Raw genomic sequence first — 24,088 nt, 5'->3', positions numbered from 1 at the left:
CCAGCCCAACGGTATGTCTCCCTCCCCTTGGTGGGGTGGGGTTTGGGGTGGGGGTCCATCGTAGAGCGAAAGCCTCGGGGCTAGGGGTACGTGGCCGGGCAAATGCGTCTCTGATGTGAAATGCCCATCACCCAGCTTGCGCAGCCGGCACCGAGCGGGTTTGCTGGCGCCGGCAGAATCAGCAGGTGCGCCATGGATACGCTCACGATCACGGCAAAAGGCATTTCGGTAACGGTCGATCTCACCGTCGGCCATCTCGCCGACATGACGGTCGATATCGACGGGCGCCGGCTAAAACCGCTGCATCGCGCGCCGTGGGTCGACGAGCCGCGCGAGACACTGCCGCAAGACCTGCCCGAGGGCACCGTTCGCCTGTCCGGCGATTTTCTATGCGCGCCGTTTTCGCGCAGCGATGTCAAGGAAGCGCCCTTGCACGGCTGGCCGGCCAACAGCCGCTGGGATGTCGTCGCCTCCGCGGCGACTGGCGATGGCTGGCGCGCCGTTTTCAGGCTGCAGCACGAGGTCATGGGCGCGACGGTCGACAAGATCCTCACCCTGCGCGACGACCATTCGTTTCTCTACCAGGAGCATGTCTTTTCCGGTGGTTCGGGCGCGATTTCCGTCGCCCATCATCCGATGACGGTGATGAAGGGCGGCGGCAGGCTGGCCTTCTCGCCGAAGCGATTTGCGGCAACGCCAGACGACCCGCTCGAGCCCGATCCGGCCCGCGGCCGTTTTCTGCTCGCCTATCCCGCGCGTTCGACCGACCTGACGCGTTTTCCCGCCGCCGATGGCGGCACGCTCGACCTGACCGACTATCGCATCGACCAGAGCCGAGAGGATTTCGTAACGCTGGTCGAGGCCGATCATGGCGGGCCGGGCTGGACCGCGCTGGCGCGAAAGGCGGAAGCCGATCTCGTTGTGGTGCTGAAAAACCCGGCCGAGCTGCCGGTCACCATGCTGTGGGTCAGCAATGGCGGGCGCGACTACGCGCCGTGGAGCGGCCGCCATCGCGGCGTGCTCGGCATCGAGGACGGCCGCACCGCGCTCGGCCATGCCGCGTCGCTGGGTGACAACTGGCTGAAGCGGGAAGGGGTGGCGACCGCCTTTGCCCTTGGCGAAGGCGGCAATGTCTCGTTCCGCCACGTCATCGGCGCACTGCCCTTAATGGACGGCGAGCCGCCGCGCGATATCGCCACCACGCAGGGGCGCATGCGCCTCATGGCGGCCGACGGTTCGACGCGGGATGTCGCTTTCGACGGCGATTTCCTGCGGATTGGCAGGTCGGTTTCTGGTTGATGGGGCTGGCCTGGGCGATTGCTTCAGGTTGCCCCTCGCCCGTCTGCGTTCCACCGTTGGTGGTTGGCGAAAGCTGCGATGACGGCCGATCTCCCCCCTTGCGGGGGAGATGTCCGGCAGGACAGAGGGGGGTGCGAAGGATCGCCAACTTTCGACATAACCCGTTCCAGCCATTCTCAACCGGGAACCAGCCCGAGGGCTTGATTGCGACCTGGTTGCTAAGGTCGGAGGGACAGCACCCCCCTCTGCCCTGCCGGGCATCTCCCCCGCAAGGGGGGAGATCGGTAGCTTCGCCGATGGTGCCTACTTTGGAACGTGCCCGGCAGGGCAATGAGGGGCGGCGGCGACCTCGACAATTGGTCGATCTTCAATAATCCCGCGTTTGAAATTCCCGCGAACTATCGCCAAGATGCGATCCAAAACACTTAGGCCAGAAAGGCTCCGATGTCCGAGATTGCTCACCTCGCCGCCACCATCTTCAAGCGCGCCGGCAAGGCGCGGCGCTTTGTCGTTGCCATTGCCGGTCCTCCGGGCGCCGGCAAGTCGACGCTGTCGGCCCGCCTGCATGAGCTGCTGCCGGAAGGCGCGGCCGAAATCGTGCCGATGGATGGCTTCCATTACGACGATGCCGTGCTCGAGCAGCGCGGCCTGCGCGCGCGAAAGGGCGCTCCGGAGACCTTTGACTTTGCCGGCTTCGAAACCTTGCTGAAGCGCATCCGCGCCGCCGAGCCCGACATCGCCATTCCGGTGTTCGACCGCAGCATGGAGCTGTCGCGCGCCGCCGCTTCGATCATCGCCGCCGACACCAAGTTCATCCTGGTCGAAGGCAACTATTTGCTCCTTGACGAGGAACCGTGGTCGCGGCTGGCGCCGCTGTTCGATTTCTCTCTTTTCGTCGATGTGCCGCGCGCCGAGCTCGAGCGCCGGCTGCTCGAGCGGTGGCACGAGCATGGCCGCTCCGATGAGGACGCCCGCGCCTGGATCGCCTCCAACGACATGCCCAACATCGACCGCGTGCTTGCCCGCCGCCGCCCCGCCGATCTGGTGATCGGCGATCACGCCTGATTTGCAGGATGGCCCGCGCCTGGAACCTTAGGACTTTCCGGCCGTTGTGTCAGATACGGCAATGATGCTGACATGAGGAAAACTGTCCGATGGCTACTCCGATGGCAACCAAGGCAAGAAAGCCTGCGCCCGGCAAGGGCAGGGCAACTCGATCCAGGGCAACTGGATCCAAGGCTACTGAATCGAAGGCAACTGAATCGAAGACCGGCGCTGGCCCGGCCGTCGCCGCCCGCTCCAAGGATGCAAAGCCCAGCTTTGGCAAGGCAGCACCGAAGAAAGTGACGCCGACCGCAGCCAAGGCCACGGCAAAACCGGCCAGGTCGAGGAAGTCGGCAAGCGGCGGCTCGATGGCAGGCAGCGCAATGCGCACGGTCAAGACGACGGCCAATGTCGCGGCCGGCGCGGTTGTCGCCACCGCCAGGGGCGCTGCATCGCTTGCCGCTTCAGTGATGGGCAAGGGCGGCTCGAAATCCAAAGCCAAGCCAAAGTAGCCGCTTCCCGGCGCCTGCGACCGGTGAGCTAGCGCCGGGCGGGGATGGTAAGTCCCCGTTGCACCGCCGGCCGGGCAAGGCCGCGCTCCAGCCATGCCGCGACATGGGAAAAATCGTCGAAGCCGACAAGTTCCCTTGCCTCGTAAAAACCGATCAGATTGCGTACCCAGCCCAGCATCGAGATATCGGCGATGGTGTAATCGTCGTCCATGATCCAGCTGCGGCCCTTCAGCCTCGTCTCGAGCACACCGATCAGCCGCCGCGATTCGTCGCGATAGCGCGCCAGCGGACGCTTGTCGGCGATCTCGCGTCCGGCGAATTTGTGGAAAAAGCCGACCTGCCCGAACATCGGCCCGATTGAGGCCATCTGGAAGAACACCCACTGGATCGTTTCGTAACGCCGCGCCGGGTCGGCCGGGATCAGCCTGCCGGTCTTGTCGGTGAGGTAGAGCAGGATGGCGCCGGATTCGAACAGCCCGATCGGCTTGCCGCCCGGGCCGTCCGGATCGATCATCGCCGGGATCTTGCCGTTCGGGTTCAGCGACAGGAATTCCGGCGTCCAGCTCTCGTCCTTGCCGATGTTCACCGCATGCGCCTCGTAGGGCAGGCCGAGTTCCTCCAGCGCGATCGACACTTTCACTCCGTTCGGCGTCGGGAACGAATAGAGCTGGATGCGGTCGGGATGGCTGGCCGGCCAGCGCGTGGCGATCGGAAAGGCGGACAGGTCGGTCATCGAAACTCCTGGGATTTTTTTTCGCGCAAGCGCGCCGTCGTGGCGCGTGGCAAGACGTTTCGCAGTAGCTCGGCTCAGACCGCCTTGAACGCCAGCACCGCATTGGTGCCGCCGAAGGCGAAGCCGTTGCTGATCGCCGCGCGCACCTTGCGCTCGCGCGCCACATTCGGCGTGATGTCGAGATCGCAATCGGCGTCGGTTTCGCGAAAATTGGCCGTCGGCGGCACGATGCCTTCGCGGATCGCCATCACGCAGGCGATCAGCTCCAGCGCGCCCGACGCGCCGAGGCAGTGGGCATGCATCGATTTGGTCGAGGAGATCGAAAGCCTGTGCGCATGATCGCCGAAGACACGCTTGATCGCCGCCGTCTCGATCTGGTCGTTGGCCTTGGTGCCGGTGCCATGCGCATTGATGTAGTCGATGTCTTCCGGGTTGAGCCTGGCATCGACGAGGCAGAAGCGCATCGCCGCCTCCGGTCCTTCGATGGTCGGCGCGACGATGTCGGAGGCATCGCCGGAAAGGCCGGCGCCGGCAATTTCGGCAAGTATCGTGGCGCCGCGCGCCATGGCATGCTCGTAGGTTTCCAGCACGACCATGCCGGCGCCTTCGCCGAGCACCAGGCCCTGGCGATCGGCCGAAAACGGCCGGCAGGTGTCGGGCGCCAGCACCCGCAGCGCTTCCCAGCCTTTCAGGATGCCCCAGACCAGCGGCGCATCGGTGCCGCCGGCGAGCATGACGTCGGCGCGGCCAAGCCTGATCTGGTCGACCGCCGAGGCAATGGCGTGGTTGGACGAGGAGCAGGCCGAGGTGATGCCGAAGACCGGTCCGCGCAGGCCGAGATTCATGCTGACATGGCCGGCCGCGGCGCCCGGCATCACTTTCGGCACGGTGAAGATGCCGGTGCGGTTCTTGCCTTCGAGCAGGATGGCGCGATAGCTTTCTTCGATCGCCTCCCAGCCGCAGACGCCGACGCCGACGATGGCGCCCATCCGGTAGCTGTTGGCCGCGTGCAAGCTTAGCCCGGCCTGTTGCGCGGCCTCGCGGGCAGCGATCGTCGCCAAAAGGCTGAAACGGTCCATCGAGACGACCTGCTTGCGGTCGATGCCGTGCTCGGGAAGCGTCCTGATTTCGCAGCCGACCCTGATTTTCAGGTCATGCAGCTCCGAATTAACGATCGGGCCGATGGCCGAGCGGCCGGCGCGCATCTCGTCCCAGATCGCCGGCACATTGGTGCCGAGCCCGCATAAGCCGCCGATGCCGGTGATGACGACGCGCTTGTGCATTCAGTCAGGCTTTTTTCGCGATCAGTGCGCGAACCGCCTCGACCATGTCGCCGACGTTCTTCAAATTGCTCCAGGCATCGACCGTGTTCATCTCGATCTCGATGCCATACTGTTCCTCGAGGTCGAAGATGATCTCCGTCAGTTCCAGCGAATGGATGCCAAGTGACGTCAGTTCGGTGCTGGTGGTGATTTCTTCGCCACCCGGCTCGGCATGGGCCTTGATCTTCTCGATGATGTCCGTTGCCAGCTGGTCAGCCATTCGGTTCCTTCCCCAACCCTTGTCGTTCCCCGACGCCAACGGATCGGCGCCTGTTTTTCCCCAGGCTCAAATTGTCATCATCGCCTTTTATCCCGCCAGGCGCTGTGTGACCGTACCAAGACGGCTCCTCTATAGAAACCGAAACGTTGTCAAGCAACAAGCTTATATGTCGACAAAGCCGCCGTGTGGTCTGGATTTGAGGTTCCTACGAATTGTGGCACCAGCGGTTAGGAACCTCAAATCCAGACCACACCAGAATCCTGTAAGTTGCTCATATGGCTTTGAATCCGAAATTCGTTCATTACGCTGCTCCAAAGTGATGCGAATTTCGGATTCAAACCATATGAGTGTGGTTATCGTTGGCACCATGGATATGATCGAACCTGGCCTGGCCTTTGTCCCGCCGGCGCAGCGCGTCGCCGGGACGGCGCGGCTTGCCTGTGACAGAAATGGCGGCCGCACGCGTCTTCGGCGGCTTTATCAGGATGGTTCCGCCAAGATCCGCATGCCGGCCGTCTCGGCCGATCCGCTCGAAGCCGTGCTGATCAACACCGCCGGCGGGCTGACAGGCGGCGACCGCCTCGGCTGGGAGGTCGATGTCGGCGCCGGCGCCTGCGCCAGCATAACCACCCAGGCCTGCGAGAAGGTCTACCGCGCCGCGGCCGATCGTGCCGAGGTGCGGGTGAAGCTGACCGTCGGCGCCGGCGGCCGCATCGCCTGGCTGCCGCAGGAAACCATCGTCTTTGATCGCTCGGCCTTTGCCCGCCGGCTCGACCTGGAGCTTGCCGCCGGTGCCGAGGCGCTGGTGCTCGAGGCGACCGTCTTCGGCCGCCTCGCCATGGGCGAACGCGCGGCGCACGGCGATTTCCACGACCGCTGGCGGGTCAGCCAGGACGGAGCCCTCGTCCATGCCGAGGATTTCCGCATCGGGCCGGACATAGCGGCCATTCTGGGCGGTTCGGCCGTGGCCGGCGGCGCCATTGCCATGGCGACGGTGCTGATGATCTCGCCGCGGGTCGAGGCTTTGCTCGATCCGGCCCGGGACATCATCGGCGGCCAGGGCGACGCCAGCGTCTGGAGCGTGAAGAAATCTGGCAAGCTTCTTGCGAGGCTGTTTGCCGAGGACGGCTACCAGCTCCGCAAGCGGCTGGTTCCGCTCGTCGAATTGCTCAACGGACGGGCCGGTCTGCCCAAATTATGGTCACTCTGATTCCGATTATGTCATCCTGACTATGCTGTTGCGGGGAAACGCATGAATCTGACGCCTAGGGAAAAGGACAAGCTGCTCATCGCCATGGCGGCGATCGTGGCGCGCAAGCGGCTCGAACGCGGCGTCAAGCTCAATCACCCGGAGGCGATCGCGCTGATCACCGACTTCGTCGTCGAGGGCGCCCGCGACGGCCGCCAGGTCGCCGAGCTGATGGAGGCCGGCGCCCACGTCGTCACCCGCGCGCAGGTGATGGAAGGCATCGCCGAGATGATCCACGACGTCCAGGTCGAGGCGACGTTTCCCGACGGCACCAAGCTGGTGACCGTGCATGAACCGATAAGATGAGGGCCGATACGGTGAGGGCCGACAAGGTGAGGTGAGAAAAATGCTTGAGCTGCGCCCCAACTGCGAATGCTGCGACAGGGACCTGCCGCCTGAGGCGACGGATGCGCTGATCTGCACCTTCGAGTGCACCTTCTGCGCCGACTGCGCGACCAATGTGCTGGGCGGCGTCTGCCCGAATTGCGGCGGCAATTTTTCAGCGCGCCCGATCCGCCCGGCAGCGATGCTGAACAAATATCCCGCCTCGACAAAGCGCGTCCTCAAGGCCGAAGGCTGCGGCTCGGCCCGCAACGCCGCGTGACGGCACGATCCTGACAGCGAAAGGCATATCGATGGTCCCCGCAACGATCAAACGCACGTCCCTCTCGGCGATCCTGCTGCTCGGTTCCGGCCTCGGCTTCGGCGTCTTGTGAGGCTGGCGATGATCCCGGGCGAAATCATCACGGCAGGCGGCGAGATCGAGCTCAACAAGGGCCAGCCGACCATCACCATGAAAGTGGCCAACAGCGGCGACCGGCCGATCCAGGTCGGCAGCCACTATCATTTCTTCGAGACCAATGAGGGGCTGAAATTCGATCGCGACAAGGCGCGCGGCATGCGCCTCGACATTGCCGCCGGCACGGCGATGCGCTTCGAGCCCGGCCAGGAGCGCGACGTCACCTTGGTGCCACTCGGCGGCAAGCGCGAGGTCTACGGGTTCCAGCAGAAGATCATGGGCGCGCTGTGAGATCAGAAGCGTCGCGCGGTTTCGGCTCAGCTGGGCGGCTTGGCCGCCGCGTAGATGACGACCTTGCCAGGATCGTCGAATTCGACGGCGAGAACGTCTTCGGTCTGCACGCGTCGAGAGTCGATGGCGTTGAACAGCAATGCGTTCGCCTCGATCTCGTCGCGCAGTTCCGCAATCTCCTCCTGATGCTGCTCGACCTTGCTTTCGATCGCCGGCGGCAGCCCGCCTTCGGTGCGCGCGGCGTCGGTAAGGAACACGATGTCGACCTTGTCGAGCTTGGATGTCTTGCGCACCGCGCCGATGTTTTCACGCGTCCGCTCGATCGCGGTAGTGACTTTGCCAGCCTCGACAGCGGTGTTGGTCTCTTCCTGGCCGACCTCCGAGCCGATGATCTTGTTCTGGGTCTCAGGGCCTTCAAGGCCCTGCGCATTCAGTCCGGCCTGGGGAGCGCTCGCCGCAAGAAACGCAGTTGCGGCCATCATATGCAGCCATCTCGTGTCGGGGAAGGTGGTGATCGCCATCGCTCGCTCTCAAAGCCTCTTTCGAGACTCGGTTCTAGGCCAAAAAGTCGAAACGTATTCCGCCCTGCGAAGGTTCCCTCCCTGATGTGGCAGGCCGGCCTCGTGCCGGCCCGCCACAGCGCATCGTCAGCTCGCTTTCTTGGTGATCAAGGTCAGAGAGCCGTTGGCGTCCATGCTGGCGGCGATCACTTGCGCCGAGGTGAGCCCCTTGGCTTCGAGCGCGGATTTGACCTGTGGCGTCGCGTCGATCGAGCTGCGCAATTTCTGCAGGCCGTCCTCGCCTCGCTTGGCGATCACTTCGTTGACCTTCGTCTGCGTTTCCTTGGGCAGTTCCTCGATGTCGACGACGTTGACGGTCTGAATCGCCGGCGCTTGCGGCTGAGCGCCAGGTGCCGCGGGAGCGGGCGAAGCCGGCGGCTCGCCGGGTTGCGGCGCAGGCTGTTGCTGGGCGCTGGCAGCGGTCGCGAGCAGGAGGGTGGCGGCTGCTGCGAGAGATATCGTTTTGCGCATGGATCTTCCTTTCCATCGATTGGCAAACGGTCGTTTTGGGGTGACCTTGCCACCTCAAACGTTAAATGGGATCGAAAGGTGTCGCCCAGCGGGTCATTGCGTGACCATAGGATGGCGACAATGTGGAGCCGGGCTTCGACCGGCTCTATCTTGGGGCTGTATCTTGGGCCGTATTTCGGGAGCAATTGCTGATGGCTAGAATCACCCGCGCCGCCTATGCGCAGATGTACGGCCCGACCGTCGGCGACAAGGTGCGGCTCGCCGATACCGAGCTGTTCATCGAGGTCGAGAAGGATTTTACGCTGCATGGCGAAGAGGTGAAATTCGGCGGCGGCAAGGTCATCCGCGACGGCATGGGCCAGAGCCAGGTGTCCCGCGCCCAAGGCGCGGTCGACACCGTCATCACCAATGCGCTGGTCGTCGATGCGTCAGGCGGCATCTTCAAGGCCGATATCGGCCTGAGCGATGGCCGCATTGCCGCGATCGGCAAGGCCGGCAATCCCGACATGCAAGACGGCGTCACCATCATCATCGGTCCCGGCACCGAAATCATCGCCGGCGAGGGCAAGATCCTCACCGCCGGCGGCTTCGACGCGCATATCCATTTCATCTGCCCGCAGCAGATCGAGGAAGCGCTGATCTCAGGCATCACCACCATGCTCGGCGGCGGCACCGGACCGGCGCATGGCACGCTGGCGACGACCTGCACGCCGGGGCCATGGCATCTGGCGCGCATGATCCAGTCCTTCGACGCCTTCCCGATGAATATCGGCCTGTCGGGCAAGGGCAACGCGTCGTTGCCCGCCGCGCTTGAAGAAATGGTGCTGGGCGGCGCCTGCTCGCTTAAGTTGCACGAGGACTGGGGCACGACGCCGGCGGCAATCGACTGCTGCCTGTCGGTCGCCGACAACTATGACGTGCAGGTGATGATCCACACCGACACGCTGAACGAGTCCGGCTTTGTCGAGAACACGGTGGCGGCGATCAAGGGCCGCACCATCCACGCCTTCCACACCGAAGGCGCCGGCGGCGGCCATGCGCCCGACATCATCAAGGTTTGCGGCCTGCCCAATGTCATCCCGTCGTCGACCAATCCGACCCGGCCCTACACCGTCAACACGCTGGCCGAGCATCTCGACATGCTGATGGTCTGCCATCATCTGTCGCCGTCGATCCCCGAAGACATCGCCTTCGCCGAAAGCCGCATCCGCAAGGAGACCATCGCCGCCGAAGACATTTTGCACGACATCGGCGCCTTCTCGATCATCTCGTCGGACAGCCAGGCGATGGGCCGCGTCGGCGAAGTGGCGATCCGCACCTGGCAGACCGCCGACAAGATGAAGCGCCAGCGCGGCTCGCTGCCGCAGGAGACCGGCGACAACGACAATTTCCGCGTCCGCCGCTACATCGCCAAATACACGATCAACCCGGCCATCGCGCACGGCCTGTCGAACGAGATCGGCTCGGTGGCGGTCGGCAAGCGCGCCGATCTGGTGCTGTGGAACCCGGCCTTCTTCGGCGTCAAGCCGGACATGGTGCTGGTCGGCGGCATGATCGCCGCCGCCCCGATGGGCGATCCCAACGCCTCGATCCCGACGCCGCAGCCGATGCACTACCGGCCGATGTTCGGCGCCTATGGCAAGGCGATGACCAATTCGTCGGTGACCTTTGTCTCGAAAGCCGCGCTCGATGCCGGCCTGCGCGGCAGGCTCGGCGTCGACAAGCAGATGGTCGCCGTCGACAACACCCGCGGCGGCATCGGCAAGCATTCGATGGTGCTCAACGACGCCACCCCACATGTCGAGGTCGATCCCGAAACCTACGAAGTCCGCGCCGACGGCGAATTGCTCACCTGCGAACCGGCTACCGTGCTGCCGATGGCGCAGAGATACTTTTTGTTTTGATACCTGCCGTCGCCTTGGCGGCTGAGCGTCAAATATCGGTGCTCAGTTGTCCAAGGCTCTCTCGTGCCGTTTTGCGATTGTCTCGAAATTGCGGCATGATGGGCCTCATGAACAGGATTGATCGTCTCAGGGCCCTCACTCCCTACGAAGCGGACTACGTCCAGTGGTGCGCCGAGCAAGGCGCATTGTTGCGCGAAGCTCGTTTCTCCGACCTCGATCGTGAGAATCTTGCCGAGGAGATCGAGAGCTTGGGGAGACGTGACAAACGAGAGATTCGCAGTCGGATGGAGGTGCTGCTTGCACATCTCCTGAAATGGGAATTCCAACCCGGCCATCGAAGTCATAGTTGGCAGTCGTCAATTTCCGAACAGCGCATCTGGATCGGAAACATCATCAAGGACAGCCCGAGTCTTCGCCGATATCCCGCTCAGATTTTCGACGATGCATATAAAGACGCTTTGCTTGTCGCGGTCAGGGAGACGGGTCTCAGGAAATCTCACTTTCCAGGCGAACCTCCATTCACATCCAAGCAGGCGCTCGATGAACGATTTTGGCCGGGCAATCCACTCTCGATGGGCGATTTCCTGCGGGATTAGCTGGCTTCTTCGGCGACCGTCGCTTTCACATCGCCTTTGTCGCCGCCGCCCTCGTCTACCAGATATCGTTCATCCTGCGGCTCTTCGACACGATCGTTTGAGCACCATTGGGGCGACGGACGCGATAGGCTACGCTTGTTGGGAGAGGCAGTTTTACATGAAGCTCGACATCCGCACCGATTTCACCAAATTCCCGCGTGCCGTCTCGGTTCTGAGCGCCGGCGAGGCAGGAGCGGTCGCGCCCTACGATCGTGCGGTGCTTGCCCATGACGAGCGGCATCTGCGCCGCCGCGCCATAGAAACGGCCCGTAGCGATAGAGTGCTGGTCGACCTGCCCGAACCGGTAGCCTTGAACGATGGCGACCGCCTGGTGCTGGAGGATGGCCGTCATATCGAGATCGTCGCGGCCGAGGAACCGCTCTACGATATCCGTGCCAGCGGCCCTGTCCATCTGGCCGAGCTTGCCTGGCATATCGGCAACCGCCATCTTGCCGCCGCCATCGAGGCTAACCGCATCCTCATCCTGCGCGATCACGTTATCAAGGCGATGCTGGAAGGCCTGGGCGCCACGGTGAGCGACGTCTCCGAGCCGTTCAAGCCGCTGCGCGGCGCCTATTCTGGGCACAGTCACGGTCATGCCCATGCCGAGGCGCATGCGCACAGCGAGTCGCATTCCCATACCCATAGCGAATCGCATTCCCACAGCCATTCCCACGACCATGACTGACCAGCCTTCCAACGTCGCTTTGTTGCGGCTGATGGCGTGGCTGTCGCCTGCCTTCCCGGTCGGAGGTTTTTCCTACAGCCATGGTCTCGAACAAGCCGTGCATGCCGGGCTGGTCGCCGACAGCAAAGACCTCGCCGCATGGCTAGAGACGCTGGTCGAGATCGGCTCGGGCTGGAACGATGCCGTGCTGTTTGCCGAAAGCTGGCGACGTGCGCGGCAAGCCGGCGATCTCGCCGAAATCGCCGCACTCGCCGAGGCCTTGGCCGGCTCGCGCGAGCGCCACAGCGAGACCATGCTGCAGGGCGCCGCCTTCCTGAAGGCGGCATCGGCCTGGCCGTGTCAGGTGCTCGACCGTCTGCCGGCCGAGTGCGCCTATTGCGTCGCCGTCGGTGCAACTGCCGGTGGCAACGCCATTGCCCTGCACGATGCACTGTCGGCCTTCCTGCACAGCTTCTTCTCCAATCTCGTCCAGGCCGCGATCCGGCTTGGCGTCGTCGGCCAGACCGGCGCCACGGCGCTGCTCGCCGGCTTCGAGCCGCTGGCGTTGGAAACTGCCGCTCGCGCCGCCGGCTCGACGCTGAATGATCTCGGCGGCTGCGCGTTTGTCTCGGATGTCATGGCGATGAAGCACGAAACGCAATATTCGCGGCTGTTCCGCTCATGATCGTCCTCGCCTTCGCGCTCTCCTTCGTCTTGCTGCTGATCACCACCCTGCATGTCTATTGGGGCATTGGCGGCATCTGGCCGGGCAGGGACGCTGCCTCCTGCGCCCGCGCGGTGGTCGGCTTTCGCGGCGTCGACGAAATGCCGGCGCCCTTCGCCAGCTTCGCCGTCGCCGCCTGCCTCGGCCTGGCGACACTGTGGCCGCTGGCGCTCGAAGGCGTGTTTGCCACCCCCTTTCCTAAGGTCGGGCTTGCCGCGACAGCGCTGCTCATCGCGCTGGTCTTCCTGGGGCGCGGGATTGCCGGCTTCACGCCGTGGTGGCGCCGGCTGGCGCCCGAACAGCCTTTCGCGCGGCTCGATGTCAGCTATTATTCGCCGCTCTGCCTGGTTGTAGGGCTCGGCTTTGCAGTGCTAGCCATCACGGAGTTCGTCGCATGACACAAGCCAATGGTCCCCTTCGCGTCGGCATCGGCGGCCCTGTCGGCTCCGGCAAGACGACGCTCACCGAAAAGCTCTGCAAGGCGCTGCGCGACGAGTTTTCGATCGCCGTGGTCACCAACGACATCTACACCAAGGAAGACGCCATGATGCTGGCCCGGCTTCAGGCGCTGCCCGAGGATCGCATCATCGGCGTCGAGACCGGCGGCTGCCCGCACACCGCCATCCGCGAGGATGCCTCGATCAATCTGCAGGCGATCGCCGAGATGACCAGGAAATTCCCGGATCTCGACATCGTCTTCATCGAATCGGGCGGCGACAACCTCGCCGCCACGTTTTCCCCGGACCTCGCCGATCTGACGCTCTACGTCATCTCGGTCTGCCAGGGCGAAGAAATCCCGCGCAAGGGCGGCCCGGCGATCACCCGGTCGGATTTCCTGGTCATCAACAAGAGCGATCTCGCCCCCTATGTGAACGTCAATCTCGATGTCATGGAGCGCGACGCCGCCCGCATGCGCGGCAAGCGGCCGTTCGGATTTACCGATCTGTCGCGCGGCAAGGGCCTGCAGCAGGTGATCGATTTTGTCGTCGAGCATGGCGGGCTGCGCATCGACGCCGCCAGAAGCACTGCGGCGTAAGCCAAAGCGCTCGCCTGCACCAAACGAAACCGGTTGCGCGCATCGGCGGCGCACGGCATCCTTGCTTCTTTCACGGAGGTTTTCGATGAGCATCGCCCGCCTGCAGAAGGAAATGCTGACCAACCTGCCCTTCTACGAGGAACGCGTCGATCTGGCTTGCGCCTTCCGCTGGACGGCGCGGCTCAACATGCATGAAGCGGTGGCCAATCATTTCTCGCTGGCCGTCAACGATGACGGCTCGCAATTCCTGATGAATCCCAACCAGGTGCATTTCTCGCGCATCAAGGCGAGCGACCTGCTGCTGATCGACGCCAACGATCCCGATACGCTCTCCGGCCCGGATGCGCCCGACCCGACGGCATGGGGGCTGCATGGCGCCATCCATCGCAATGTCCGTCATGCGCGCTGCGTCATGCATGTGCACTCGATCCACGCCACGGTGCTCGCTTCGCTCGCCGACTCGACGTTGCCGCCGATCGATCAGAACGCGGCGATCTTCTTCAACCGCCACGTCGTCGACGGCCATTATGGTGGGCTCGCCTTCGAGGAAGAGGGCGAACGCTGCTCGCAGCTGCTCACCGATCCGAAGGTCAAGGTGATGGTCATGGGCAACCATGGCGTGCTGGTCATCGGCGATACCGTCGCCGACACCTTCAACCGCATGTTCTATTTCGAACGCGCCGCCGAGACCTACATCAAGGCGCTGTGGACCGGCCGTCCGCTGCGGATCCTGTCGGACGAAATCGCCGAGAAGGCAGCAGCGGAGCAGGAAGATTATCCCGGTCAGGCCGAACGGCACCTGTCCGAATTGAAGGCGATCCTCGACGAGCAGGAGCCGGTTTACCGGAACTGAGCGCCCTTCTCCCCGTCACTATGCGGGGAGAAGGACGCTCTGATCGGCGGTTTCGCCAATCTTAAAGCCCGAGTTCAGCCCGCAATTCGTCGGCGCTGTTGATGACGATCGCGCCGGGCGGCCCTGCCATGGGTGCTTCCGGCCAGAAGATCGTCCTGATCCCCGCCGCCAGCCCTGCCGTGGCGCCGGTCACGCTGTCCTCGACGGCCATGGCATCGGCTGGATCGACACCGGCCAGCCATGCGGCGCGCAGAAACGGTTCGGCGTGCGGCTTGCCTTCGCGCACGTCGTTGCGGCTGATCGTCTTCATGCCGGGATAGAAAAGACCGACCATGCGCAGATTGGCGTCGACGACCAGCCGGTCGGAATTGGACACCACCGCTTGCGCCACGCCAAGCGCGCGCAGCTCGTTGTAGATCTCGATGGCGCCGGGGCGCGGCTTCAGCGTCTCGGCCATCGGCAGATAGTGGTCGTATTTGCGCACGATCCAGTCGTCGAAGGCCAGGCCGAGGCCGAACTCGTCGCGCAGCATCTCGTAGACCGGCCATGCGGCGATGCCGAGCACGCGCTCATGCAGGTTGGCCGGCGCCGCGATGCCGACGCTGTGCAGCGCCGCTATCAGCGCCGCCTCGTGCAACGGCTCGCTGTCGACCAGCGTGCCGTCCATGTCCCAGAAAACCGCTTTCGGCGTCATGCAAGGCTCCTTTGCCCGAATCCCTTAAAGGGTTTGCCTCGGGAGATAAACCGCCGCGCCTGGCTGCACCAACATTGTGGGATCTGCTTGGATATAACCCCCACTCGAAACACCGCACGCACCATCGGGAGCTTTACTAGGCAATTGCTCTGGCAACAGGCAATTGCTTACAAGCGCATTCCCCGGTAGAACTAAATGCGCTCCCGCTCGGTGCTCGGGGGCAGGGAGGCAGCAAGTTGAATTCCCGGCAGGACAGCGGCAGCAACAGGCTGGACGACGCGGCGCGCGCCGGCTGGCTCTATTATGTCGCCGGCAACACGCAGGACCAGATCGCCTCGACGCTCGGCATCTCACGGCAGACGGCGCAGCGGCTGGTGTCGCTGGCGGTCTCGGAAGGGCTGATCAAGGTGCGTGTCGACCACCCGATCGCCAATTGCCTCGACCTCGCGGCCCGGCTGAAATCGCGCTTCGCGCTCGATCTGGTCGAGGTGGTTCCAAGCGATCCTGCTTCCTCCTCCACCATCGGCGTCGCCGTGGCGGCGGCCGCCGAGATCGAGAAACGGCTGCGCTCGCCGACGCCGATCGTCATGGCGATCGGCACCGGCCGCACGCTGAAGGCGGCAATCGAGCAGCTGCCGCCGATGGAATGCCCGCAGCACAAGGTGGTGTCGCTGACCGGCAACATCTCGCCCGACGGTTCGGCCGCCTTTTACAACGTCATCTTCACCATGGCCGACAGGGTCAAGGCACGCTCCTTCCCGATGCCGCTGCCGGTCATCGCCTCCTCGCCGCAGGAGCGCGAGATGCTGCTCAGCCAGCCGATGATTCAACCGACGCTGGCGCTTGCCGCGGAAGCCGACGTCACCTTAGTCGGCATCGGCGATCTCGGCCCCAAGGCGCCGCTTTACGAGGACGGCTTCATTTCGGAGAGTGAATTGAAAGCGCTGCAAAAGGCCGGCGGCGTCGCCGAGATCGTCGGCTGGGTGTTCGATCGCGAAGGCCGGATGATCGAGGGCATCACCAATGACAGGGTGTCGTCGGCATCGTTGCCGTCGCGCGAAAAATCGCTGGTGATCGCGCTCGCCATGGGCGAGCGGAAGCTGCCCGGCATCCTTGCGGCTGTGAACCGGCGGCTGGTCAACGGTCTCATCACCGACGAGCGGACCGCCGCCGCCTTGCTGGCCGCCAGCTGATTTGCGATAAGCCCAGCAAGGCTATTTGCGCCGGCCATAAGGATCGTTGCCGTCGAGAAAACCCATGTCGCGCTGCAGATGCGGCGGCAATTCCCTGATGTCGAGATAGGCCCGTTTCCTGGCTCCGTGCCGCGCCAATCCACGCGCCAGCCGCAAAAACCAGCCTTGGCCTGGCGTCCGAAATAGCTTTTCCTGTACAATGGTCATGATCATCAGCCTTCGTTATCTCTAGACGAGAGTGATCGTCGACCTCAAATATCGGCCGGCTCGGCCTTGCTGCCAATCAAACGTCGATCACGGCCCATAAGGAGGGCTTATGCCTGAACTCAAGTCACGGCAGGTCTCCCAGCTCCCTCCGCTTCAGGCGATCCGGGTGTTCGAGGCGGTGGCGCGGCATCTTTCCTTCACCAAGGCAGCCGGCGAGCTTGGCATGACGCAGGCGGCGGCGAGCTATCAGATCAAGCTTCTGGAAGAGCGCATCGGTGCGCCTTTGTTCCTGCGCCGGCCAAGGCAGATCGTGCTGACCGAGGCGGGACAACGCATGGCGCCTGCGGTCAGCGAGGCGTTCGCCTTGTTGGGTGGAGCCTATGCCGCGGCGCGCAGCGGCGCCGACGGCGTACTTTGTGTCTCGACGCTGCTGACCTTTGCCTCGAACTGGCTGGCGCAGCATCTCGGTTCGTTCCAGGTCGCGCATCCGTCGCTGGCGGTGCGTCTCGATACATCGAACCGCCTCGTCGACTTCGCCCGCGAGGACATCGACGTCGCCATCCGTTCGGGCGGCGGAAACTGGCCGGGCGTGGAGGTGCACAAGCTTTTCAATGCGGACTTCACGCCGATGCTGAGCCCGAAACTCGCGGCGACCATCGGCGGGGTGAAGGAGCCGGCCGATCTGTTGCGCCTGCCGATCCTCGACCCCGGCGACATCTGGTGGCGGGACTGGTTTATCGCCGCCGGCCTGCCGGTCGAGGAACTGGCCAAGCGCCCCGGCTCCAGCATGGGGGCGCAGGCCTATGAGGCCAACGCCGCAATCGCCGGGCAGGGCGTGGCGATCGTGACGGCCGCTTTCTTCAAGGCCGAGCTTGCCGATGGCCGCCTGATCCAGCCTTTCGATCTGGTCGGCGACGACGGCCACGCCTATTGGCTGGTCTATCCCCAGGCGCGGCGCAACGTGCCGAAGATCCGCGCTTTTCGCGAATGGATACTGGCCGAGATTGCCGGCGGATAGTCGATAATCCATCCGATCAAGCGGGCACCGACATCCGGCCTGTTCGCACGCAAAAATCCTCCGGAGCAAGATCCGCACGAGGCTGCGTGCTGCGCTGCAGCAACGAATCCGGCTTGACATAAATCACACGAGGTGAGTAATTGCTCACAGCCAAAGCAAATGCTCAGCTTGGTCCATGGGAGGAATTTTGATGAAACTTCGCACGCTCACCCTGGGTCTGTTGTCGGCCAGCACCCTCGCGTTCGCCGCGCATGCCGAATCCATCACCATCGCCACCGTCAACAATGGCGATATGGTCCGCATGCAGACGCTGACCGACGATTTCACCGCCAAGAACCCCGATATCCAGCTGCAGTGGGTCACGCTCGAGGAGAACGTGCTGCGCGAGCGCGTCACCACCGACATCGCCACCAAGGGCGGCCAGTACGACGTGATGACCATCGGCACTTACGAAGTTCCGATCTGGGCCAAGCAGAGCTGGCTGCTGCCGCTCGACAAGCTCGGCGACGACTATGACGTCAAGGACATCATCCCGGCCATTGCCGGTGGCCTGTCGGTCGATGGCACGCTTTATGCAGCACCGTTCTATGGCGAAAGCTCGTTCGTCATGTACCGCAAGGACCTGATGGAGAAGGCCGGGCTGACCATGCCCGACGCGCCGACCTGGGACTTCGTCAAGCAGGCCGCCGAGAAGATGACCGATCGCGCCAATGGCGTGAACGGCGTCTGCCTGCGCGGCAAGGCCGGCTGGGGCGAGAACATGGCCTTCCTGACCGCCATGTCGAACTCCTTCGGCGCACGCTGGTTCGATGAGAACTGGAAGCCGCAGTTCGACCAGCCCGAGTGGAAGAACACGCTGCAGTTCTATGTCGACCTGATGAAGGCCAATGGCCCGGAGGGCGCATCTTCGAACGGCTTCAACGAAAACCTGGCGCTGTTCCAGCAGGGCAAGTGCGGCATGTGGATCGACGCCACCGTCGCCGCCTCCTTCGTCTCCGACCCGAAGAACTCCACGGTCGCCGACAAGGTCGGTTATGCGCTGGCGCCCGACAATGGCCTGGGCAAGCGCGGCAACTGGCTGTGGGCGTGGTCGCTGGCCATTCCCGCCGGCACGCAAAAGGCTGACGCCGCCCAAAAATTCGTATCCTGGGCAACCAGCAAGGCCTATCTCGAGCTCGTCGCATCGAAGGAAGGCTGGGCCAATGTTCCGCCGGGAACGCGCACCTCGCTCTACGCCAACCCCGAGTACCAGAAGGCGGCGCCGTTCGCCAAGATGACGCTGGACTCGATCAACGCCGCCGATCCGACGCATCCGACCGTCAAGCCGGTGCCCTATGTCGGTGTCCAGTTCGTTGCCATCCCCGAGTTCCAGGGCCTTGGCACCACCGTCGGCCAGCTGTTCTCGGCCGCACTCGCCGGCCAGACCAGCGTCGACGACGCTCTGAAGCAGGCCCAGGACGCTGCCACCGCAACGATGACCGAGGGCGGTTATATCCAGTAGGCTCCTCCCGGTGCCGAAAGCCGGTTGCCTATCTTAACCGGCAGGGGCCGCCCGAATCCCATTTCGGGCGGCCACCTTCAAACCCTGAAAAATTTGGCTGACCTTGAAGGGTGACCGTCATGGCTACTCAGCAGACCCGTTCGCTTGCCCGCTTCATGATGGCGCCATCCGTGGTGCTGCTGTTCGTCTGGATGATCGTGCCGCTGGCATTCACCCTGTGGTTCTCCTTCCAGCAGTACAATCCGCTCAACCCGATCCGCGACGGCTTCGTCGGCTTCTCGAACTACGCGCTTTTTTATTCCAATCCGGCATTCCTGCAGTCGATCCTCAACACGCTTATCCTCGTGGCCAGCGTGCTTTTGATCACGGTGATCGGCGGCATCCTGCTGGCGCTGCTGATCGATCAGCCGATGTGGGGACAGGGCATCGTCCGCATCCTCGTCATCTCGCCGTTCTTCGTCATGCCGCCGGTCGCCGCGCTGGTGTGGAAGAACATGATCATGCATCCGCAATACGGCGTCTTTGCCGACATTGCGCGTTTCTTCGGCGGGCAGCCGATCGACTGGTTTGGCCAATACCCGATGCTGGCGATCATCATCATCGTCGCCTGGCAATGGCTGCCGTTTGCGACGCTGATCCTGTTGACCTCCCTGCAGTCGCTCGACGGCGAGCAGAAGGAAGCCGCCGAGATGGACGGCGCCGGTTTTGTCAGCCGCTTCATCTATCTGACGCTGCCGCATATGTCGCGCGCCATCACCGTCGTCATCCTGATCCAGACGATCTTCCTTCTGTCGGTCTATGCCGAGATCCTCGTCACCACCAATGGCGGCCCGGGTTACGCCTCCACCAACCTGCCCTTCCTCGTCTACCAGAAGGCGTTGCTGGAGTTCAAAATCGGCCAGGCCTCCGCCGGCGGAATCATTGCCGTCATTTTAGCCAACATCGTCGCCTTCTTCGCCATGCGCGCGGTCGGCAAGAACCTGGACAGATAAGGGAGGAAACGATGGCACGTGCAGTCAGCACCCAGCACAAGACGATCGCGACCGCGGCCGCCTGGATCGTCGCCCTGCTGATCTTCTTCCCGATCCTCTATACGATCATCACCTCGTTCAAGTCGGAGCAGGAGGCCATCCAGGGCTTCAACCTGTTTCCGTCGGGAACCACGGAGAGCTACACCGCGGTCGAGGCGCAGAGCGGCTACTTCAAGTTCTTCCTCAACTCGGTGTTCCTGTCGGTCGGCTCGACCATCCTGGCTTTGCTCGTCGCCATACCGGCGGCCTGGTCGATGGCGTTCTCGCCGGGCAAGTGGACCAAGGACATCCTGATGTGGATGCTTTCCACCAAGATGATGCCGGCGGTCGCCGTGCTGTTCCCGATCTACCTGATCTTCCGCGATACCGGATTGCTCGACAGCCGCATCGGCCTGATGATCATGCTGATGCTGATCAACCTGCCGATCGTGGTGTGGATGCTCTATACCTATTTTCGCGAGATTCCCGGCGAGATCCTGGAAGCGGCGCGCATGGACGGCGCATCGCTCTGGAACGAGATCGTCTATGTGCTGACGCCGATGGCGGTGCCGGGCATCGCCTCGACGATGCTGCTCAACATCATCCTGGCATGGAACGAGGCGTTCTGGACGATCCGGCTGACCACCACCGAGGCCGCCCCTCTCACCGCCTTCATCAGTTCCTTCTCAAGCCCGCAAGGCCTGTTCTGGGCCAAGCTGTCGGCGGCCTCGACACTGGCGATCGCACCGATCCTGATCATGGGCTGGTTCAGCCAGAAGCAGCTGGTGCGCGGCCTGACCTTTGGCGCCGTGAAGTAACACCGCCGCAAGCGATGAACGACGGACAATAACCCCTCGGGGAGGAAACCATGGGAAACATCACGCTCAAGCACGTCTCCAAGTCGTTCGGGTCGACGATCATCATTCCGGGCATCGACCTGGTCATCGAAAACGGCGAGTTCGTCGTCTTCGTCGGCCCGTCGGGCTGCGGCAAGTCCACGCTGCTGCGGCTGATCGCCGGGCTGGAGGACACCACCGCCGGCACCATCAACATCGACGGCCGCGACGTCACCGGCGAGGCGCCGGCCAAGCGCAAGCTGGCCATGGTGTTCCAGTCCTATGCGCTCTACCCGCACATGACCGTGGCCAAGAACATTGCCTTCCCGCTGAAGATGGCGGGCGAGGACCAAGCCACCATCGATCGGAAGGTCAAGGACGCGGCGCGCATCCTGAACCTCACCAACTATCTCGATCGCCGTCCCGGCCAGCTCTCCGGCGGTCAGCGCCAGCGCGTCGCCATCGGCCGCGCCATCGTGCGCCAGCCATCGGCTTTCCTGTTCGACGAACCCTTGTCCAATCTCGATGCAGCACTGCGCGGCACCATGCGGCTGGAGATCAGCGAACTGCATCATCAGCTCAAGACGACGATGATCTACGTCACCCACGACCAGGTCGAGGCGATGACCATGGCCGACAAGATCGTCGTGCTCAATGCCGGCAACATCGAGCAGGTCGGCTCGCCGATGGAGCTCTACAAGACGCCGAAGAACCTGTTCGTCGCCGGCTTCATCGGTTCGCCCAGGATGAACCTGATCGAAGGCGCGCCGGCGGCCAAACATGGCGCCAAGACCGTCGGCATCCGTCCAGAGCATATGAACATCTCGACGACTTCAGGCGAGTGGAAAGCCACGGTCGGCGTCGCCGAGCATCTCGGCTCCGACACGTTTCTGCACGTTCAGGCCGACGGTGTCGGGCCGCTGACGGTGCGCGCCGACGGCGAACTGGCCGCCCATCACGGCGACACGATCTATCTGACGCCGGACCAGACCAAGCTGCACCGCTTCGGCGCCGACGGAAAGGCGATGATGCAATGAGGCTCAGGGGTAAATCGGCGCTGATCACCGGATCGGCGCGCGGCATCGGCCGGGCGTTCGCCGAAGCCTATGTCCGCGAGGGCGCCACCGTCGCCATCGGCGACATCAACCTCGAAGCCGCGGAAAAGGCCGCTTCTGAGATCGGCGGCAACGCTTACGCCGTGAAACTGGACGTCACCGATCTCGCTTCGATCGAGGCGGCGGTCAAAGCGGTCGAGACAAGGGCCGGCGGCCTGGACATCCTGGTCAATAACGCCGCTCTGTTCGACCTGGCGCCGATCGTCGAGATCAGCAAGGCGAGCTACGATAGGCTGTTTTCCGTCAATGTCGCCGGCACGCTGTTCATGCTGCAGGCAGCCGCCCGCTCGATGATCGCGGCTGGCCGGGGCGGCAAGATCATCAACATGGCGAGTCAGGCCGGACGCCGCGGCGAGGCCCTGGTCGCCGTCTATTGCGCCACCAAGGCCGCCGTCATCTCGCTCACCCAGTCTGCCGGGCTCGATTTGATCAAGCACCGCATCAACGTCAATGCCATCGCGCCCGGAGTCGTCGACGGCGAGCACTGGGACCATGTCGATGCCCTGTTCGCCAAATACGAAAACCGGCCGAAAGGCGAGAAGAAGCGGCTGGTCGGCGAAGCCGTGCCTTACGGCCGCATGGGCACGGCTCAAGACCTCACCGGCATGGCGGTGTTCCTGGCCAGCGACGACGCCGAATACATCGTCGCCCAGACCTACAATGTCGATGGCGGCCAGTGGATGAGTTGAGGGGGCGAAGGCGCTCTTCTCCCCGTCTCCTCCACGGGGGGAAGAGCCGTCCCGCTAAAAGGTAAAGCAGATGACCGTGAAACTCTCTTCTTCCATCCTCGCCAAGCTTCCGCCTGAGGTCGCCGGCCCGAAATATGATCGCGCGGCGCTCAAAGCCGGCATCGTGCATTTCGGCGTCGGCAATTTCCATCGCTCGCACCAAGCCGTCTATCTCGACGACCTGTTCAATGCGGGCGTCGGCCACGACTGGGCAATTGTCGGCGCCGGCGTTTTTGAGGGCGAAAAGGTCGGCCGCGGCAAGTTGCAGGAACAGGACTGGTTGACCACCGTGGTCGAGCAGGATTCTGGCCACATGAGCGCCCGCGTCACCGGTGTTATGATCGACTTCCTGATGCCGGGCGACGCGGTCGCGATCATAGAGCGGCTTGCCGACCCGGCGATAAGGATCGTTTCGCTGACCATAACCGAGGGCGGCTATTTCATCGATCCGGCGTCCGGCGTGTTCAACCCGACCCATCCCGACATCGTCGCCGATGCTGAGCCGGGAGCAATGCCGAAGACCGTGTTCGGCATCATTCTTGCCGGGCTGTTGCGCCGCCGCGACGACGGCATCGTGCCCTTCACGATCATGTCCTGCGACAACATCCCCCACAACGGCCATGTCACCGCCGACGGCGTCATCGGGCTCGCGCGGCTGATCGACGAGAAACTGGCGACCTGGGTGAGCGAGAACGTCGCCTTTCCCAACGGCATGGTCGACCGCATCACGCCGGCCACTACCGACCGCGAGCGCGGCATTCTGTCGAGCGAGTTCGGGCTCGACGACAATTGGCCGGTATTTTGCGAGCCGTTCAGGCAATGGGTGCTGGAGGACCATTTCACCGACGGCCGCCCGCCGCTGGAAAAGGTCGGCGTGCAATTCGTCAGCGATGTCGCACCCTACGAGCTGATGAAGATCCGCATCCTCAATGGCGGCCATGCGACCATCGCCTATCCGGCCGGGCTGATGGACATCCATTTCGTCGACGAGGCGATGCAGGAGCCGCTGGTGCGCGGTTTTCTCGAAAAACTGGAGCACGACGAGATCATCCCGACGGTGCCGCCGGTGCCGGGTACCGTGCTGGAGGATTATTACCAGCTCATCGAGCACCGCTTCTCCAATCCGAAGATTGGCGACACCATTCGCAGGCTTTGCCTCGACGGCTCCAACCGGCAGCCGAAATTCATCATCCCGACCATCGCCGACCGGCTGAAGGCCGGCAAGGGCGTCGCCGGCCTGGCGCTGGAATCGGCGCTCTGGTGCCGCTACTGCTTCGGCACGACCGATAGCGGCGCCGTCATCGAACCCAACGATCCGAGCTGGGACCGGCTGCAGACGACAGCCAGGGCGGCAAAGGCTGCGCCTGCCGCCTGGCTGGCCATGGAAGACATCTATGGCGATGTTGGCCGCTCGGCGCCGTTCGTCGAGGCCTTTGCCAATGCGCTCGAGGCGCTCTGGGCCGATGGCGCACGTACGACGCTGACGCGCTATCTCGCCGGCAACCTCTAAGATCGGCTCAATGCATG

Annotated in this window: 30 protein-coding genes; 22 read left to right on the top strand and 8 right to left on the bottom strand. The window is 63.6% G+C overall.

Annotated features, from left to right (window positions below; translation table 11 throughout):
* Positions 1-192: 192 nt before the first annotated feature.
* Positions 193-1,299 carry a hypothetical protein gene (locus tag AC0L28_RS26455; protein ID WP_473481159.1) on the top strand — a complete coding sequence of 369 codons (1,107 nt, stop codon included), beginning with the start codon at positions 193-195 and terminating at the stop codon, positions 1,297-1,299.
* A 444-nt stretch (positions 1,300-1,743) separates the two neighbouring features.
* Entirely contained in the window at positions 1,744-2,364 is a 621-nt protein-coding gene (locus AC0L28_RS26450) for a nucleoside/nucleotide kinase family protein (protein ID WP_473481157.1), read from the top strand.
* A 49-nt stretch (positions 2,365-2,413) separates the two neighbouring features.
* Here AC0L28_RS26450 and AC0L28_RS26445 read toward each other — a convergent pair whose 3' ends face one another.
* Positions 2,414-2,740, bottom strand: a complete 327-nt coding sequence (locus AC0L28_RS26445; RefSeq protein WP_473481155.1) for a hypothetical protein — start codon at positions 2,738-2,740, stop codon at positions 2,414-2,416.
* On the opposite strand from AC0L28_RS26445, the gene AC0L28_RS26440 reads away from it, so the two are divergent.
* Positions 2,727-2,855, top strand: coding sequence for a hypothetical protein (locus AC0L28_RS26440; RefSeq protein ID WP_473481153.1), 129 nt, complete (start codon positions 2,727-2,729; stop codon positions 2,853-2,855). The genes AC0L28_RS26445 and AC0L28_RS26440 overlap by 14 nt on opposite strands.
* A 28-nt stretch (positions 2,856-2,883) precedes the next feature.
* Here the strand turns inward: AC0L28_RS26440 and AC0L28_RS26435 are convergent, their stop codons facing one another.
* The 3 genes from AC0L28_RS26435 to AC0L28_RS26425 form a co-directional block, all read right to left on the bottom strand.
* Positions 2,884-3,588 (bottom strand): glutathione S-transferase family protein, encoded by a 705-nt coding sequence (locus tag AC0L28_RS26435; RefSeq protein ID WP_473481151.1) that lies wholly within the window; start codon positions 3,586-3,588, stop codon positions 2,884-2,886.
* Between the two features lie 74 nt (positions 3,589-3,662).
* Entirely contained in the window at positions 3,663-4,871 is a 1,209-nt protein-coding gene (locus AC0L28_RS26430) for a beta-ketoacyl-[acyl-carrier-protein] synthase family protein (RefSeq protein WP_473481149.1), read from the bottom strand.
* A gap of 4 nt (positions 4,872-4,875) precedes the next feature.
* Positions 4,876-5,130, bottom strand: a complete 255-nt coding sequence (locus AC0L28_RS26425; RefSeq protein ID WP_010912831.1) for an acyl carrier protein — start codon at positions 5,128-5,130, stop codon at positions 4,876-4,878.
* Positions 5,131-5,497: 367 nt separating this feature from the next.
* Between AC0L28_RS26425 and AC0L28_RS26420 the strand changes: the two genes are divergently transcribed.
* From AC0L28_RS26420 to AC0L28_RS26405, 4 genes are all read left to right on the top strand, one after another.
* Positions 5,498-6,340 (top strand): urease accessory protein UreD, encoded by an 843-nt coding sequence (locus AC0L28_RS26420; RefSeq protein WP_473481166.1) that lies wholly within the window; start codon positions 5,498-5,500, stop codon positions 6,338-6,340.
* A 42-nt stretch (positions 6,341-6,382) separates the two neighbouring features.
* Positions 6,383-6,685, top strand: a complete 303-nt coding sequence (locus AC0L28_RS26415) for an urease subunit gamma (RefSeq protein ID WP_023801505.1) — start codon at positions 6,383-6,385, stop codon at positions 6,683-6,685.
* A gap of 40 nt (positions 6,686-6,725) precedes the next feature.
* Positions 6,726-6,983, top strand: coding sequence for a DUF1272 domain-containing protein (locus tag AC0L28_RS26410; RefSeq protein ID WP_473481147.1), 258 nt, complete (start codon positions 6,726-6,728; stop codon positions 6,981-6,983).
* Positions 6,984-7,103: 120 nt separating this feature from the next.
* The gene (locus AC0L28_RS26405; RefSeq protein WP_077374464.1) at positions 7,104-7,409 is read left to right on the top strand and encodes an urease subunit beta; all 306 of its coding nucleotides are present in this window, start codon (positions 7,104-7,106) and stop codon (positions 7,407-7,409) included.
* Between the two features lie 26 nt (positions 7,410-7,435).
* Here AC0L28_RS26405 and AC0L28_RS26400 read toward each other — a convergent pair whose 3' ends face one another.
* The gene (locus AC0L28_RS26400; protein WP_287376394.1) at positions 7,436-7,930 is read right to left on the bottom strand and encodes a hypothetical protein; all 495 of its coding nucleotides are present in this window, start codon (positions 7,928-7,930) and stop codon (positions 7,436-7,438) included.
* A gap of 126 nt (positions 7,931-8,056) precedes the next feature.
* Entirely contained in the window at positions 8,057-8,440 is a 384-nt protein-coding gene (locus tag AC0L28_RS26395; protein WP_128170107.1) for a hypothetical protein, read from the bottom strand.
* Positions 8,441-8,631: 191 nt separating this feature from the next.
* Between AC0L28_RS26395 and ureC the strand changes: the two genes are divergently transcribed.
* The 7 genes from ureC to AC0L28_RS26360 all read left to right on the top strand — a co-directional run bounded on the left by ureC (position 8,632) and on the right by AC0L28_RS26360 (position 14,259).
* Positions 8,632-10,344, top strand: a complete 1,713-nt coding sequence (gene ureC / locus AC0L28_RS26390; protein WP_473481145.1) for an urease subunit alpha — start codon at positions 8,632-8,634, stop codon at positions 10,342-10,344.
* Between the two features lie 107 nt (positions 10,345-10,451).
* Positions 10,452-10,940 carry a DUF29 domain-containing protein gene (locus AC0L28_RS26385; protein ID WP_287345614.1) on the top strand — a complete coding sequence of 163 codons (489 nt, stop codon included), beginning with the start codon at positions 10,452-10,454 and terminating at the stop codon, positions 10,938-10,940.
* Positions 10,941-11,097: 157 nt separating this feature from the next.
* Positions 11,098-11,667, top strand: coding sequence for an urease accessory protein UreE (locus AC0L28_RS26380; RefSeq protein WP_473481143.1), 570 nt, complete (start codon positions 11,098-11,100; stop codon positions 11,665-11,667).
* Positions 11,660-12,331 (top strand): urease accessory protein UreF, encoded by a 672-nt coding sequence (locus AC0L28_RS26375; protein ID WP_128174816.1) that lies wholly within the window; start codon positions 11,660-11,662, stop codon positions 12,329-12,331. The genes AC0L28_RS26380 and AC0L28_RS26375 overlap by 8 nt, the downstream gene beginning before the upstream one ends.
* A complete protein-coding gene (locus AC0L28_RS26370) occupies positions 12,328-12,768 on the top strand; it encodes a DUF3995 domain-containing protein (RefSeq protein WP_287225224.1) in 441 nt (146 codons plus the stop codon). The genes AC0L28_RS26375 and AC0L28_RS26370 overlap by 4 nt, the downstream gene beginning before the upstream one ends.
* Positions 12,765-13,406, top strand: a complete 642-nt coding sequence (gene ureG, locus AC0L28_RS26365) for an urease accessory protein UreG (RefSeq protein WP_023801515.1) — start codon at positions 12,765-12,767, stop codon at positions 13,404-13,406. The genes AC0L28_RS26370 and ureG overlap by 4 nt, the downstream gene beginning before the upstream one ends.
* Before the next feature lie 85 nt (positions 13,407-13,491).
* Positions 13,492-14,259: a class II aldolase and adducin N-terminal domain-containing protein gene (locus tag AC0L28_RS26360; RefSeq protein ID WP_023801516.1), complete on the top strand. Its 768-nt coding sequence runs from the start codon at positions 13,492-13,494 to the stop codon at positions 14,257-14,259.
* Positions 14,260-14,320: 61 nt separating this feature from the next.
* Here the strand turns inward: AC0L28_RS26360 and AC0L28_RS26355 are convergent, their stop codons facing one another.
* Positions 14,321-14,953 (bottom strand): HAD family hydrolase, encoded by a 633-nt coding sequence (locus AC0L28_RS26355; RefSeq protein ID WP_287225225.1) that lies wholly within the window; start codon positions 14,951-14,953, stop codon positions 14,321-14,323.
* A gap of 236 nt (positions 14,954-15,189) precedes the next feature.
* On the opposite strand from AC0L28_RS26355, the gene AC0L28_RS26350 reads away from it, so the two are divergent.
* Positions 15,190-16,146, top strand: coding sequence for a sugar-binding transcriptional regulator (locus AC0L28_RS26350; RefSeq protein WP_473481138.1), 957 nt, complete (start codon positions 15,190-15,192; stop codon positions 16,144-16,146).
* 21 nt (positions 16,147-16,167) lie between these two features.
* Here the strand turns inward: AC0L28_RS26350 and AC0L28_RS26345 are convergent, their stop codons facing one another.
* On the bottom strand, positions 16,168-16,353 hold the full coding sequence (locus AC0L28_RS26345; RefSeq protein WP_128174670.1) for a hypothetical protein: 186 nt from the start codon (positions 16,351-16,353) through the stop codon (positions 16,168-16,170).
* 109 nt (positions 16,354-16,462) lie between these two features.
* Between AC0L28_RS26345 and gcvA the strand changes: the two genes are divergently transcribed.
* From gcvA to AC0L28_RS26310, 7 genes are all read left to right on the top strand, one after another.
* On the top strand, positions 16,463-17,371 hold the full coding sequence (gene gcvA, locus AC0L28_RS26340; RefSeq protein WP_473481136.1) for a transcriptional regulator GcvA: 909 nt from the start codon (positions 16,463-16,465) through the stop codon (positions 17,369-17,371).
* Between the two features lie 190 nt (positions 17,372-17,561).
* Positions 17,562-18,872 (top strand): ABC transporter substrate-binding protein, encoded by a 1,311-nt coding sequence (locus AC0L28_RS26335; RefSeq protein ID WP_027152174.1) that lies wholly within the window; start codon positions 17,562-17,564, stop codon positions 18,870-18,872.
* Positions 18,873-18,991: 119 nt separating this feature from the next.
* Positions 18,992-19,864, top strand: a complete 873-nt coding sequence (locus tag AC0L28_RS26330; RefSeq protein WP_023801520.1) for a carbohydrate ABC transporter permease — start codon at positions 18,992-18,994, stop codon at positions 19,862-19,864.
* A gap of 11 nt (positions 19,865-19,875) precedes the next feature.
* On the top strand, positions 19,876-20,700 hold the full coding sequence (locus AC0L28_RS26325) for a carbohydrate ABC transporter permease (protein WP_023801521.1): 825 nt from the start codon (positions 19,876-19,878) through the stop codon (positions 20,698-20,700).
* A gap of 50 nt (positions 20,701-20,750) precedes the next feature.
* Positions 20,751-21,755 carry an ABC transporter ATP-binding protein gene (locus tag AC0L28_RS26320; RefSeq protein ID WP_287059396.1) on the top strand — a complete coding sequence of 335 codons (1,005 nt, stop codon included), beginning with the start codon at positions 20,751-20,753 and terminating at the stop codon, positions 21,753-21,755.
* Positions 21,752-22,522, top strand: a complete 771-nt coding sequence (locus AC0L28_RS26315; RefSeq protein WP_287120208.1) for an L-iditol 2-dehydrogenase — start codon at positions 21,752-21,754, stop codon at positions 22,520-22,522. Before AC0L28_RS26320 ends, AC0L28_RS26315 begins: the two co-directional genes overlap by 4 nt.
* A gap of 70 nt (positions 22,523-22,592) precedes the next feature.
* The gene (locus AC0L28_RS26310; RefSeq protein ID WP_473481133.1) at positions 22,593-24,071 is read left to right on the top strand and encodes a mannitol dehydrogenase family protein; all 1,479 of its coding nucleotides are present in this window, start codon (positions 22,593-22,595) and stop codon (positions 24,069-24,071) included.
* Positions 24,072-24,088 lie beyond the last annotated feature (17 nt).

The organism is Mesorhizobium sp. WSM4847 (assembly GCF_055811335.1).
This window is presented reverse-complemented; position numbering and strand designations above follow the sequence as displayed.